This window comes from Ruegeria sp. HKCCA6837, assembly GCF_013034475.1.
Taxonomy (GTDB): Bacteria; Pseudomonadota; Alphaproteobacteria; order Rhodobacterales; family Rhodobacteraceae; genus Ruegeria.
In genome coordinates this window covers 240749-254805 of sequence record NZ_WQGD01000001.1, presented here as the reverse complement: position 1 = coordinate 254805, position 14057 = coordinate 240749, and the positions used below count along the sequence as shown (strand labels likewise).

Here is a 14057-nt window from a genome sequence, read left to right as displayed (position 1 = left end):
CACGCCAAGACACAGCTACGACGTTCGGGTTGGTTGACAAGTTTTTTTGCCAATGAGCGCGGTCGCGGTTGGTCTTTTTCAACAGCTATGCTAGCGGAAAGCCATGACCGATACCCTCACGATCCGCCGCCCCGACGACTGGCATTTGCACTTGCGCGATGGCGCCATGCTGCAGGCCGTTCTGCCCGAAACCGCGCGCCATTTTGGCCGTGCGATCATCATGCCCAATCTGGTGCCCCCGGTTGTCACCGGCGCGCACGCCGCGGCTTATCGCGGCCGCATCATGGCCGCGCTGCCCGACGGAATGTCGTTTGAGCCGTTGATGACCCTCTATCTGACCGAGGATACGAACCCGGACGATCTGGCTGCTGCTCATGCAAGCGGATTGGTCAAAGCGGTCAAGCTGTACCCTGCCGGGGCCACAACCAATTCGCATTCGGGTGTGCGGAACTTCGACAATGTCCGCCCCGTGCTTGAGCGTATGGCTGAGATTGGCTTGCCGCTCTGCGTGCATGGTGAAGTGACGGATTCTGAGATCGACATTTTCGACCGTGAGGCTGTGTTCATCGATCGCGTTCTGGACCCAATCCGAAAGGCGACTCCGGGCCTTCGCGTGGTGATGGAGCATATCACGACCCGCGACGGTGTTCAGTATGTTAAAGCCAATGAGGCAGACCTGGGCGCGACAATCACGGCGCATCACCTGATCATCAACCGCAACCATATTCTCGTCGGTGGAATCAAACCGCATTACTATTGCCTGCCCGTCGCCAAACGCGAAGAGCACCGGCTGGAACTTCTAAAAGCCGCGACCTCGGGCGATCCGCGTTATTTCCTTGGCACCGACAGCGCGCCGCATACGGATGACAACAAGGAAATGGCATGTGGTTGCGCGGGTTGCTTCACGGCAACCAACACCATGTCACTGGTGGCCGAGATGTTCGACCGCGAAGGTGTTTTGGACAAACTGGAAGGTTTTGTGTCGCTGAATGGTCCCGCGTTCTATCGACTGCCCGTGAACGAAGGCACCATTACGCTGACCAAGGGCGAACCGGTCGAATACCCCGACAAGATCGAAACCGGAGACGGGCCCGTAACCGTTTTTGACCCCGGCTTTCCATTGCACTGGCGCGTGGTTTAACCTGTCAGTTTGACAGCCAGATCGCGGGCGCGACCTCCGGTGCGCAGCATCGACCAGATCGCGTCCGCCTCATCCGCTCCGATCAGTTTGGCCGCTTTGGCGCGCACGCGATCCTCGCGGTCAGACAACGACATAGGGGTCAGCAGATCATGAGTTGCCTCACGGCGGATACCATCGCGGCGCAACAAAGCCAGATTGGCTTGCGTTTCTGACAAGTTTTCATCCGCTTCGACCGTGATGCGGTCGCGCAAGGACGTAATCCGCGGGTCGGCGCAAACCTTGTCCGTATAACTGCTCGGTAAAGCCGTATCATACCCCAGCGCCTGCATCGCGATGACTGTACGGTATGAAAACTTGGCACCTAACCCGGTTTCAGGTGTCAGCTGATTGCACACACTCATCCAGCGCGGATGGGTTTTGATCTTGATCTCGGCCACTTCAGGCTCGGCGATGTCCAGTTCACGCGCCGCTTCGAGCGCGGCGTGCAAGCCATGACAACAGGCATGGAATTTGTGACTTACGCTTTCGAACACCCATTCATCACCCAAACCATCCAGCGCGCTTAAATCCGACGCGCCGTTATGAGTTGCACCAAAGCCAAACGGGCCTTCGAGCGCATCGGTATTGGCCTGAAACCCGTGATGCACCAACAAGGCAGTTTCGACACCGGCAGCGGCGGCAAGACCTGCGTTATAAGGCTTTCCCATCGTCCCGAACTGAGCCTTCAGCCCGGCCGCCCGGGTCGCCGTCAGCCCCAGAACGGATCGCATCTGATTTATATCGAAGCCCAACAATCGCCCTGCGGCGACGGCGGCCCCAAATGCACCGGACGTGGCTGTCTGATGAAACCCAACCTGATAATGCCCCCGCCCCAACCACAGGCCGATCCGAATCGAAGCCTCCATTCCGATCAGAGCGGCCTCGAGCAAATCGACCAGTATACGATCATCCCACTCGGCCACAGCAAGCGCTGCCGGCAGGATGGCCACAGACGGATGCCCGATATGAGCAAAATGCGTGTCGTCATAATCCAGCGCATGAGACACGGTGCCATTCACAAGCGCTGCGCCGCGCAATGGCGCTGCGTCGCCGCCAAAAAGATGGGCCTGTGCCTTGCCACCCTCGTCCAAAACCATCTTGCGAATGATGGATGAGACAGGTTCAGTCGCACCTGCACGTCCTACAGCCACCCAATCCAGAACAGACAGTGATGTGACAATCCGCGCCTGCGAAGTCGTTGAAATCGGGCCTGCCGCAAAAGCGGCCAATGATGCTGTGAAATCCTTCATGAGCGCAGTCTAGCGTGCGCCCTTGCCGCGTAAAGACCTAGCCGTAGAGTTCCTGGGCTCGCGCCTCGAACGCGCGCACGATCCGTTGCATGGCTTCGTTGAACACAACGCCAATGATCCCCTGCAGAATCGCATTCTTGAACTCGAAATCCACATGGAACGAGACGTTGCAGCCCCCATCCGGTGCGTCCTCGAACTGCCAGTCGGACTTCATGTATTTGAAGGGGCCATCCAGATATTCGGTATCGATTTTCTTCTGGTCTGCAAACAGAGTCACCCGGCTGCCAAAACGTTCGCGGAACACTTTGAACGAGATCACAAGGTCGGCCTCCATTACTTCGGCCTCGCCCACAGCATATGTCTTGCGGATACGAGCTGCAGCGCACCACGGCAGAAACTGCGGATACTTGGCCACGTCTGCCACCAGATCATACATCTGCTGGGCGGTATATGGCAGGTGACGAGTTTCCGAATGGATAGGCATGACGTCCGGTATTTGCAGGTGACAATGGCGCGTCATGTCGTATGTTGCGCGCCAAAGATCAAGGGGGCTGCGATGACTGACCGCGCATATGTGATAGATGAGATGATCTCGGCCAAGGCCATCGCTGCCAGAATTGAAGAACTCTGTCGCGAGATCACAGCAGAATTCGGCAACACCGACAAGCTGGTTGTCGTGGGCTTGTTGCGCGGCAGTTTTGTCTTCATCGCCGATCTGGTACGTGAATTGGATTTGCCGATTGAGGTAGATTTCCTTGAGGCATCCTCGTACGGAGACTCGATGGAAAGCAGCCGAGAAGTTCGAATTCTCAAAGATTTGCGCGGCGCTATTGAAGGACGCGATGTGTTGGTTGTGGAGGATATTGTTGACACCGGTCACACGCTGAATCACGTCATAAAACTGCTTCAAAGCCGCAAGCCTGCGCGCTTGAAGTCAATCGCCCTGCTCGACAAGCCCAGTCGTCGTGAAGTGGATTTCCGGTCAGACTGGATCGGATTCGAGATTCCAGACGAATTTGTAGTCGGTTACGGCATCGACTACGCGCAGCGGAACAGAAACCTGCCCTTTATCGGCAAGGTACGGTTTACGGGTTAATAGGTTGTCCATCACTCACCGCTTGCTGGGCGGATTCCGAACAAGACATTTCATTATCAGAATATAAATAGACATAAGCTCGTCTTTTCCTCTAGTGTTCCTTAAAACAATGGAGGTCTGTTGATGAAGCGTATTGTCGCGACAGTTGGTGTTGTTATGGCGATCGTGGCCCTAGCCAGTGCAGGGGCTGCAAAGGACAACAAAGGCAAAGGGCAAGGGGCCAACAAAAACAAGGTGGAAAAAGCCATCAAGTCAAACGGCAAGGCGGTGCCACCCGGCCAAATCAAAAGATATACGCGCGGCCAAAAGTTGCCGGATGACTTGCGATTTGACTACATTGACGATCTCGACAATTGGAAGCTCAAGCCACTGGGCCCGGGTCAAAGATATATTCGGGTGGACGACGAGATTTTGTCGATATCAGATGACACGAAGACAGTCATAGAAGCGATTGGAATCGTTGGTGATCTCGCCAACTGAGTGAATTCAAACTGACGATCGCCTTCCAAGAATAGCGTAAATGGCGTTAAGGAAGATCCCAACACCTGCGGGTATCAACGCATCTGGAAAATCATAGTCCGGATTGTGCAGTTGTGGGTGATCCCGACCCGATCCCAACCAGAACATCGCGGCTTTTGCGCTTTTGCCGAATTGGCCAAAATCTTCTGAAAATCGCTGTGGCTGCTCCACGAGCGTGCAGGCAATGCCCTGATCAACACAGGCTTGCTTCAGGATTGAGACCGTTTCTGGGTGATTGACGCAGGCTTCGAACACCTCGTCATAGGTAATCTCGATCGACAAACCTTCGGCCTGCGCGGTCTCACGGACCATCGCTTCGGCGTCAGTCATCAGTCGCATCATCCGCCGGTCTGAGACTGTTCTTAATGTCACCCATAGATCAGCGCGCCCAGGCGCAACACCCACTGTGCGCTCACCCAATTTCGCATGCGTGACCGTGGTCAACGCATAGTCATCATCCAGGCCGCCGCCTGCCCCCAAGCCCGCCAATGCAGGCAACAGTTTGGCCAAAGCACCAGCAGGTGACACCCCATCCTGAGGCGCGGCCGCGTGCGAGGTTTTGCCTGTCAATACAATCTGCATTCCGCGCGAGGCACAATTTGCGGGGCCAGTGCAAAGCTCAACGGTGCCAAGCTCCAATCCCGGCAGGTTATGAAGGGACAGTATGATATCAGGCGAAATCTCTCCAAACTGGGGATCTGCGCGGAACGCAATGGCCCCATGGCCGGTCTCTTCCGCAGGTTGGAAAATCAAAACAACGCGGCCAGATGTCGGGCGTTGGGATTTCAAAGCATCGGCCACGCCCAGCACCATCGTCATATGGCCGTCATGTCCACAAAGATGCCCTTTGCCTTTTGTTTTTGAAGCATAAGGCAGGTCAGACATTTCCTGAATCGGCAACCCGTCCAATTCACATCGGATACCCACGGTGGGCCCCGGACGACCGCTTTCAAACACACCGGCCACGCCGTGGCCCCCGAATCCGGCTAACACATGATCAGCTTTGGCGTTGCGCAACAGAGCAGCGATCCGGGCAGCAGTTTCACCCTCCTGCCCCGAAAGCTCGGGATGTTGGTGCAGCTCGCGGCGCAGGCTGGTGAGCCGTGCAAATAGTTCAGGGCTCACGCTTGCTGCAACTTCTCTTGCCGTGCGGCACGCAGACGGGCGAAATCATCACCTGCGTGGTACGATGACCGGGTCAACGGTGTTGCCGACACCATCAGGAAGCCTTTTCCATAGGCCGCCTTTTCGTAAGACGCGAATTCTTCCGGCGTGACGAAACGATCCACACCATGGTGCTTTGGAGTCGGTTGCAGATACTGACCGATGGTCAAAAAGTCGATATCCGCCGCGCGCATGTCGTCCATAACCTGACGGACCTGCTGTTCGTTTTCGCCCAAGCCGACCATGATACCAGATTTGGTGAAGATCGACGGATCCAGTTCTTTCACGCGCTGCAACAAACGCAATGAATGGAAATACCGAGCGCCCGGACGCACCTCGGGATAAAGGCCCGGTACGGTTTCCAGGTTGTGATTGAACACGTCCGGTTTTGCCTGAACCACAATCTCAAGCACCTCGGGCTCACATTTCAGGAAGTCCGGCGTCAGAATCTCGATCGTGGTTTTGGGAGAACGGTGGCGCACAGCGCGAATAGTCTGAGCAAAATGTTCAGCCCCGCCATCGTTCAGGTCGTCGCGGTCCACCGAAGTAATGACAACGTGGTTCAGCCCAAGTTTTTCCACCGCATGCGCAACGCGACCGGGTTCAAAAGCATCAAGTTCGTCAGGGCGGCCGGTGGCAATATTGCAGAAGGTACAGCCCCGAGTACAAATCTCGCCCATGATCATCATGGTAGCGTGACCCTGGCTCCAGCACTCGCCAACATTGGGGCAACCCGCTTCTTCACATACCGTCACCAGATTGTTGTCACGCATGATCTTTCGCGTGTCTGCATAGCCCTTGCCACCCGGCGCCTTGACCCTGATCCAGTTTGGCTTCTTGGGTTGCGTGTTATCCGGGCGATGCGCTTTTTCCGGATGGCGTTGTTCTGGGATCTTGAGATCTCGCACGGGCAGATGTCCTGACTTTGGGTCAACTTTTGTTACGTATAACATAAACCTGTTACCAGCGTTACACCAGCGACGCATAGCCGCTATGCACCGTATCCAAGCAACCGCAGCAAAACCAACCTCACTAATGGTTTTTATACTATATTTCAAAATCTAACACGCATCCAAAGAATTCGCGACTGCAGAATTTACCCGATTGAATGCGACTTAGAACTGTTTTAACTCACGAAAAAATCACAAGTGAATCACAGGAGCTTGAACATGAAATCTGGCGCAAAACTGCCTGACGTGACCTTTCACACCCGCGTCCGTGACGAGAACATCGAGGGGTCGAACCCCTTCCGCTGGGAAGACAAGACAACCGCCGATTATTTTGCTGGAAAGCGCGTGATCCTGTTCTCGCTGCCGGGCGCGTTCACACCGACCTGCTCGACCTACCAACTGCCCGGATTCGAGAAAGGCTTTGCTGATTTCACCGCCAACGGAATTGACGAGATTTACTGTATGTCCGTCAACGACAGTTTCGTTATGAACAAATGGGCGCAGGACCAGGGTCTGCAAAACGTCAAAGTCATCCCCGATGGCTCGGCAGAGTTCACCCGCAAGATGGGCATGCTGGTCGACAAAGACAATTTGGGTTTCGGCATGCGTTCGTGGCGCTATGCCGCCATCGTCAATGATGGCGTGGTCGAGGCCTGGTTCGAAGAGCCCGGCCTGATGGACAACTGCCCCGAAGATCCTTACGGCGTCTCGTCGCCGGAAAACCTGATGGAACATCTGCAAAAGGCGGTCGAGCCGGAACTGGCCTGAACCGCTGTTTGAATATGAAAAGGCCCGCTTTCGGCGGGCCTTTGGCGTTTTCAGTGACGCTCAACCAATCATGCGGTCGCGTTCGGCTTGTTCCAGGTAATGCCGTTTGAGCCGCTGCAAGGCGATGCGCAGGACAATTTTGCCGGACCGGGCAGACCACCCCATACGTTTCTCTGCCAATTCCAGCCCTTCAAGGTAGCAGCAGCATCGCAAGGCAACATCACTTAGCCCTGGACCCAGATCAGACAACGCGCGTGCCACACGATCGCGTGCATCTGAAAAGCCCCGCCCCCCATGCGCATCGCTGTCGTGATTATTTCGCCCCCCCAGCCGTCAGGAAACGATCCCAATTCTGCGAGACCTGAGGGCCGATTTGCGCCAACTCAAAATCTTCGCGCAAACGTTCGCCCGCTTTGACAAGCGTGTCGTCCAGAAACGGTTTTCCGTCCCTGTCCCTACGCCGGGCCAACGCAGTCAAGGGACTTTCCGTGGCGCTATAGCGAATGCGACTGACGCCCTGCGCGGAACTACCGAACGGTTTGGTCTGAAACCCGCTTTGCGCTTCGGCAAAGCCCGGTCCTGTCCCGGACCGGGATTTATTCTCTGCCTGCGCAATCAAGTGGCTCAGCGCTGTTCGCCCCGTCGTCGTGATCCGATATCGCGAGATACGCCCCGGATTGTCGCAGGCAATCCAGTCTTTCAAGGCCAATGCCTGCGCGATTTTACAATCGACAACCGCTGTTCTGGTTGCCGCGTTATTGCCCGTGTCGCGGACAACAACGGCCTTGTCCATTTCCTCAGCCACTGCAAGCACAGATCCTGCCTCGCTTAGACGTCGCAAGATGCGTAGGGCATCGTGTTCGAACTCCTCCTCCTTTGCCGCCTCGTCTTGCGCAGCAAAGGACCTGCCGCCCTCACACGACACCGAAAAATGCGTTTCAGCAAGCGATTGCAAAGCCGCATCCACCAACGGATCATCGCGACGCATCTCAATACGCCGAATTTGCCTGAGGATCGTTGAAGCATGGCATCCGGCTGACCGCGCAATGTCGCGGATCGAGCGGCCGGTTTCGGTATGGGCAAGGTATCGTTGTGCCCCTTCTGGAACCCATGCCGGAATGGTGAAAGCCATGTTGTTTTCCATCTTTATTTGCCCTCGTCGACAAAACAAACTGTCACTTTTCGCCCTCGGAATGCGGGTTAACCAATTCTAACTAGAGGTCCATTCGTTACTCGTTCGTTAACCGCCCAAGGCACGAACCAGATTTGATTCAAAAAGATAAACAGTCGTGAAACCATCGTTCGGCCAGACTGATACTCAGGCAACACCCGCTTAGGTTGTGTCACAAAGCCCCCAGAATTCTTCACGAAAAGGGATACACCACATGCAGGACCTGATGACGATGATCACAACCCTTCGCCGTCCACGTATGCTGACGCGGGCCGCCAAATTCGGGGCGCAGGATTACAATCGGGACCGGCATCTGCAACGTATCTTGGGATACGGTTCGCTGCCGGGTTCAGGTCAGGCGCTGCTTCGTTTGATAGAGATGGAAAAGGAAGTGAATGCACAACGCAAAGACGACGACGCTGCCTATTCACTGGTGCGTCATCTGGACTTGCTTATTGCATTGTTGGGTGAGGCGCAGCTGTATCAGGCCAGCCGCGCCCACGCTTTTCAGTAATCAGGCGAATGCATCCGGCATGGAAGCTTTTTTCTCAGCAATATAGGCTTCCAACGCCGCTGCTGTATCCGGGTCCATCTGCGGTTGCTGGTAATTGGCCAGCAAATGTTCGACCCGCGCAGTTGCCAGCGTGCGCGTATCCCGTGCGCCCTCTTCCTGCCAGGTTTCATAAGGTTTGTAGTCCAGCAGTTCGGATTTCCAGAAGGCGTCCTTGAAGTTCGCCTGGGTGTGGGCACAGCCAAGATAGTGACCGCCTGGGCCGACTTCGCGGATCGCGTCCATGGCCTGCGCGTTGTCATCATATGCGATACCTTTGGCCAGCGAATGCAGAACGCCCAATTGATCTGCATCCATGACGAACTTCTCGAAGTCGGCCACCAGGCCGCCTTCCAGCCAGCCGCAGGAATGCAACATGAAATTCACACCAGACAACAGGCCCATGTTAAGCGAGTTTGCTGTTTCATAAGCGGCCTGAGCGTCCGGCAGCTTCGACCCGCAGAACGAGCCCGACGACCGGTATGGCAGGTTCAGGCGACGCGCCAACTGGCCTGCACCATAGGTGATGTGGGCTGCTTCAGGCGTGCCAAAGGTGGGCGCGCCCGAGTTCATGTCGATCGACGAGACAAATGCGCCAAAGATTGCAGGTGCGCCTGGACGGACAATTTGGCTGTAAGCCACACCTGTCATAACCTCGGCCAAAACCTGCGTCAGGGTACCGGCAACCGAAACCGGAGCCATCGCACCGCCCACGATAAAGGGCGAGATGATGCACGCCTGGTTGTTGCGGGCATATACCTCAAGCGAGCCCATCATCACGTCGTCGAAGGTCATCGGTGAGTTGATGTTGGTCAGCGAAGTCATCACTGTGTTTTCCTGCACGAACTCCTTACCGAACAGGATCTCGCACATTTCGACCGAGTCCTGAGCCCGGCTGGGGTCGGTCACCGAGCCCATGAAGGGTTTGTCAGACAGCGTCATATGCGCCTTCAGCATGTCCAGGTGGCGCTTGTTCACCGGAATGTCGGTTGGTTCGCATACGGTACCGCCCGAGTGATGCAACCATTTGGACATATAGGCCAGTTTCACGAACTTGTTGAAGTCGTCCATGGTCGCATAACGACGGCCACCTTGCGCATCGCGCACAAACGGAGGTCCGTAGACCGGAGCAAGAACCATGTTGCGACCGCCGATAACCACCGATTTCTCGGGGTTGCGGGCGTGCTGTGTGAACTGGCTTGGAGCAGTCTTGATCAACTCGCGCGCAAGGCCGCGCGGGATGCGAACACGTTCCCCATCAACATCGGCACCGACTTCACGCCAACGTTCAATCGCAGCGGGGTTGTCGACGAAGTTAACACCGATCTCTTCCAACACGGTTTCCGCGTTGTTTTCGATGATTTCAAGCGCCTCTTCATTAAGGACCTCGAAATTCGGAATGTTACGTTCGATGTATTTCGCGGTCTCTATTCTGACTGCGGTGCGCTCGGCTCGGCGGGCGGCGCCACCGCCACCTCTTGCCCTGCGCCGGGTGTTTGCCTCTGCCATGAGAAAATCCCGTCTGGTTGGTTAGATTGCAGCTTTAGATACAGGTTTACCGAATCGCAGGCATCGGGATTGCGGCGCTCTAGGGGGAAAAGCGACATTGCCACCCTACTTGGCGGTGAACATCACGTCAAAGTTCATCAGGCTTCCGAAACGCTATCCCACTCAATACTCTCGATACTCGGTTCCAGCATAAGTGGCGCAACCACCTTGTGCTGAAGCTCTTCGGGGTGGTCTTCCATCGAAACCAAAACCGCGATTGTTTGCGACCCGTCTGCGCCGTCTCCTTTTTCGAACCCCACAATTCGAATGTCATTTTGGGCCAGAGCCTTCAGAACCGCGACACGCGCATCGGCCTGCGTCTCTTCCTTGCATTGCAGCAGAATCTTGAATTCTTGCGTCAACGGAACCCCGGCCCGTGTTGTACGCTTGAGCCATTTTACCAATGGCCTGAGACCCAGGTTCACGAAAATGACGAAGCCCGTCATCATCAAAGCGAACAGCCAAGCCCCCGTCCCCGCCATCATTCCAACCGCCGCCGAACACCATAAGGTTGCGGCCGTATTCAGACCGTGGATCGTGAAGCCGTGACGAAAGATGATCCCAGCCCCTAAAAATCCAATACCGGATACGACCTGTGCCGCCACTCGGGTTGGGCTGACTTCATCCGGAAACAGCGCAGAAAACACAACAAAGGCCGCAGCGCTCAGGGCCACCAGTGCGTTTGTGCGCAAACCCGCCATCCTCTGTCGGACTTGCCGTTCCGACCCGATCAATGCGCCGCAAAACAACGCCAGCGCCAGATTCAACGCAGCAATTTCTATCGAAATCGGCAATTCATGATCCTTATCCAGACGAATCCAGACTAGGATTCCATCCGGTTGTCATATTTTTGTTACAAAACTTTTACAATTGGCTTTTTTCCGGTCCTGAAAATCCACAGGAATTGGATGTCGCCCTTGCGAATTGAGCGGGCTTGCCCTAAGGCGCAGGCATGACCCAGACATCCCATGACCGCCTTCTGATCATCGACTTCGGCAGCCAGGTGACGCAGCTCATTGCCCGCCGCCTACGTGAGCTGAATGTCTACTGCGAAATCCACCCATATCAGAACGTCACGATGGATTTCGTGCGGGAAATGGCCCCGCGCGCCGTGATCTTCTCGGGTGGTCCCGACAGCGTGACACGCGAAGGTTCGCCTCGCGCACCGCAAGAGATTTTCGACTATGGCGTACCAATTCTGGGCATCTGTTATGGCCAGCAAGTGATGATGCATCAACTGGGCGGCAAGGTGGAAAGCGGCCACGGCACTGCTGAATTTGGTCGGGCTTTTGTCACCCCTGAAAACACCTTGGATATTCTGGACGGCTGGTTCGTCGATGGGGATGAGCAGGTCTGGATGAGCCACGGCGATCACGTCAGTGAAATCGCGCCTGGGTTTGAGGTCTTTGGCACCTCGCCCAACGCGCCTTACGCCATCACGGCTGACGCATCGCGCCACTTCTATGCAGTGCAATTCCACCCCGAGGTCCACCACACGCCCAAAGGTGCTAAACTGTACGAGAATTTCGTCAAGCTGGCGGGTTTCAAGGGCGACTGGACCATGGGTGCATATCGCGAAGAGATGATCCGCAAAATACGCGAACAGGTCGGCGATAAGAAGGTCATCTGCGGTCTGTCCGGCGGGGTCGACAGCTCGGTCGCGGCGATCCTGATCCACGAAGCCATCGGGGATCAGCTGACATGTGTCTTCGTGGACCACGGTTTGCTACGTAAAAACGAGGCCGAAGAGGTCGTGGGCATGTTCCGCGACAACTATAATATTCAGCTGATCCATGCAGACGAAACCGAGTTGTTCTTGGGCGAACTCGAAGGTCAGAGCGACCCGGAAACCAAGCGCAAGATCATCGGCAAGCTGTTCATCGACGTGTTCCAGAAACACGCCGACACCATCGAGGGTGCTGAATTCCTGGCTCAGGGTACGCTCTATCCGGATGTCATCGAGTCGGTGTCCTTCTCGGGTGGGCCTTCGGTGACCATCAAGTCGCACCACAACGTGGGTGGCCTGCCGGAAAAGATGGGTTTGAAACTGGTCGAACCGCTGCGTGAACTCTTCAAGGACGAAGTCCGCGCACTGGGCCGTGAACTCGGACTGCCGCAGAGCTTCATCGGCCGCCACCCCTTCCCCGGACCGGGCTTGGCAATCCGCTGCCCCGGCGAGATCACCCGTGAGAAGCTGGAAATTCTGCGCGAGGCCGATGCCGTTTATATCGACCAGATTCGCAAGCATGGCTTGTATGACGAAATCTGGCAGGCGTTTGTCGCTATCCTGCCTGTACGCACCGTGGGTGTCATGGGCGACGGTCGTACCTATGACTATGCCTGCGCGTTGCGGGCCGTCACCTCAGTCGACGGTATGACCGCTGACTACTATCCGTTCAAACATGAATTTCTGGGCGAAACCGCCACGCGGATCATCAACGAGGTCAAGGGCATCAACCGATGCACCTATGACATCACATCGAAACCGCCGGGAACGATCGAGTGGGAGTGAACCTGCCACATTGAGCACGGGCGTTTTCTACTCAACACTCAGGACCAATATTGTTGGGAAATTCGGATTTGCAGATACGTTGGTCGCTTTGATCCACGTTCTGCAAATCGAATGCACCTGCAACCAGAGCCGATGCGCAGTAGATCGGGTTTTGGAAAATCGCTTAAACTCTGTGAGTTATGCCATTTAACTGCTGTCGCCCGGCGGTATTGTTTTTATTGTAGCGCATTTGGGCTTTTCCATACCTAAACGACCATTGACCCGTTGACATTCGGAATGCCTAAGAGTGCTGTGTAGGCGCACCCGGATCAGCAGATTTATCGTGACACAGCCACAAGCAAAAACACTTCAAGCTGCACTCTGGATGACCGGTGCCATTGCTTCTTTTTCATCCATGGCCGTTGCCGGGCGCGAGTTGAGCCTGACCCACGACACTTTCGAGATCATGATGTACCGCAGCATCGTGGGTTTCTTTACCGTGGCTGTCGTTTTAACCGTCACAGGCAACTGGACGCAGGTTTCAACGGAACGCTTGGGATTGCACGCCATACGCAACACACTGCATTTCACAGGACAAAACCTGTGGTTCTATGCGCTTGCGGTGGCCCCGTTGGCGCAGGTCTTTGCGCTGGAATTTACGCAACCCCTCTGGGTCATTCTGCTGTCCCCTCTGTTTCTCAAAGAACGCCTGACCCCGCTTAAGATTGTAGCAGCGCTTATCGGATTTGCAGGCGTTCTGATCGTCACCCGACCCGGCTCGGCACCGCTGAGCCCCGGCCTTGTTACCGCGGCGCTGTCGGCGATTTTCTTTGCCTTTACAACGATCACCACCAAGAAACTCACACGATTCGCCAGCATTGGGTGCATCGTTTTCTGGTTAACGGCCATGCAGGCTGTATTGGGGGCTGTAGCGGCGGGTTTCGATGGTCAGGTTTCACTGCCGAACGCAACCACGGCCCCTTATCTTGTACTTGTAGGGTTGGCCGGATTGCTGGCCCATTTCTGCATCACCAATGCGCTGGCCATTGCCCCGGCCACCGTCGTCATTCCATTCGACTTTGCCCGGCTTCCCACGATAGCGGTCGTTGGCATGATCCTTTATCACGAACCCATCGACCATTGGGTTCTGATCGGTGCTGCGATCATTTTCTCTGGCATCTTTTTAAATACCTGGTCTGAAAATCGTAGCAATTTGGCAACAACTTCAAACATGAGTCGAACCAAGTAACGCTCCGTCACCAGTTGACCTTAAAGTAACCAAAAAGAAAGTATCGTGCGGAATACAACGGGCAAGCGATCTATTCACTCACTACAGTCGCCAATAAAACCCGCAGGAGACCTACAGGGAG

At 55.5% G+C, this 14057-nt stretch carries 13 protein-coding genes and 1 pseudogene; 7 read left to right on the top strand and 7 right to left on the bottom strand.

Annotation, left to right across the window (positions count from 1 at the left end; translation table 11 throughout):
• Positions 1-103: 103 nt before the first annotated feature.
• Positions 104-1141 (top strand): dihydroorotase, encoded by a 1038-nt coding sequence (gene pyrC / locus GOV91_RS01200; protein ID WP_171234160.1) that lies wholly within the window; start codon positions 104-106, stop codon positions 1139-1141.
• Here the strand turns inward: pyrC and GOV91_RS01195 are convergent.
• Positions 1138-2430 (bottom strand): MmgE/PrpD family protein, encoded by a 1293-nt coding sequence (locus tag GOV91_RS01195; RefSeq protein ID WP_171234159.1) that lies wholly within the window; start codon positions 2428-2430, stop codon positions 1138-1140. The two genes, pyrC and GOV91_RS01195, sit on opposite strands and share 4 nt — an antisense overlap.
• A gap of 37 nt (positions 2431-2467) precedes the next feature.
• The gene (locus GOV91_RS01190) at positions 2468-2914 is read right to left on the bottom strand and encodes a type II toxin-antitoxin system RatA family toxin (protein WP_171174355.1); all 447 of its coding nucleotides are present in this window, start codon (positions 2912-2914) and stop codon (positions 2468-2470) included.
• Positions 2915-2986: 72 nt separating this feature from the next.
• On the opposite strand from GOV91_RS01190, the gene hpt reads away from it, so the two are divergent.
• Positions 2987-3526, top strand: a complete 540-nt coding sequence (hpt, locus tag GOV91_RS01185) for a hypoxanthine phosphoribosyltransferase (RefSeq protein ID WP_171234158.1) — start codon at positions 2987-2989, stop codon at positions 3524-3526.
• A gap of 123 nt (positions 3527-3649) precedes the next feature.
• Complete coding sequence (locus tag GOV91_RS01180) at positions 3650-4006, top strand: hypothetical protein (protein WP_171174359.1); 357 nt, start codon at positions 3650-3652, stop codon at positions 4004-4006.
• A gap of 6 nt (positions 4007-4012) precedes the next feature.
• On the opposite strand, the gene GOV91_RS01175 is transcribed toward GOV91_RS01180, so the two are convergent.
• The gene (locus GOV91_RS01175; RefSeq protein ID WP_171234157.1) at positions 4013-5170 is read right to left on the bottom strand and encodes an amidohydrolase; all 1158 of its coding nucleotides are present in this window, start codon (positions 5168-5170) and stop codon (positions 4013-4015) included.
• Positions 5167-6117, bottom strand: coding sequence for a lipoyl synthase (gene lipA / locus GOV91_RS01170; RefSeq protein WP_171234156.1), 951 nt, complete (start codon positions 6115-6117; stop codon positions 5167-5169). The genes GOV91_RS01175 and lipA overlap by 4 nt, the downstream gene beginning before the upstream one ends.
• Positions 6118-6378: 261 nt before the next feature.
• Here lipA and GOV91_RS01165 point away from each other — a divergent pair, with 261 nt between their 5' ends.
• The gene (locus tag GOV91_RS01165; RefSeq protein WP_171234155.1) at positions 6379-6927 is read left to right on the top strand and encodes a peroxiredoxin; all 549 of its coding nucleotides are present in this window, start codon (positions 6379-6381) and stop codon (positions 6925-6927) included.
• A gap of 60 nt (positions 6928-6987) precedes the next feature.
• Here the strand turns inward: GOV91_RS01165 and GOV91_RS01160 are convergent.
• Positions 6988-8071: pseudogene (locus GOV91_RS01160) on the bottom strand (DUF6456 domain-containing protein).
• A 241-nt stretch (positions 8072-8312) separates the two neighbouring features.
• On the opposite strand from GOV91_RS01160, the gene GOV91_RS01155 reads away from it, so the two are divergent.
• Positions 8313-8612, top strand: coding sequence for a DUF6477 family protein (locus GOV91_RS01155; RefSeq protein ID WP_171174369.1), 300 nt, complete (start codon positions 8313-8315; stop codon positions 8610-8612).
• Here the strand turns inward: GOV91_RS01155 and GOV91_RS01150 are convergent, their stop codons facing one another.
• On the bottom strand, positions 8613-10157 hold the full coding sequence (locus GOV91_RS01150; RefSeq protein ID WP_171234154.1) for a trimethylamine methyltransferase family protein: 1545 nt from the start codon (positions 10155-10157) through the stop codon (positions 8613-8615). It lies immediately after the preceding gene.
• Positions 10158-10294: 137 nt separating this feature from the next.
• On the bottom strand, positions 10295-10990 hold the full coding sequence (locus GOV91_RS01145; RefSeq protein ID WP_171234153.1) for an MgtC/SapB family protein: 696 nt from the start codon (positions 10988-10990) through the stop codon (positions 10295-10297).
• 158 nt (positions 10991-11148) lie between these two features.
• Between GOV91_RS01145 and guaA the strand changes: the two genes are divergently transcribed.
• Positions 11149-12708: a glutamine-hydrolyzing GMP synthase gene (guaA, locus tag GOV91_RS01140; RefSeq protein ID WP_171234152.1), complete on the top strand. Its 1560-nt coding sequence runs from the start codon at positions 11149-11151 to the stop codon at positions 12706-12708.
• A 364-nt stretch (positions 12709-13072) separates the two neighbouring features.
• Positions 13073-13936, top strand: coding sequence for a DMT family transporter (locus GOV91_RS01135; protein ID WP_171234562.1), 864 nt, complete (start codon positions 13073-13075; stop codon positions 13934-13936).
• Positions 13937-14057: the final 121 nt, after the last annotated feature.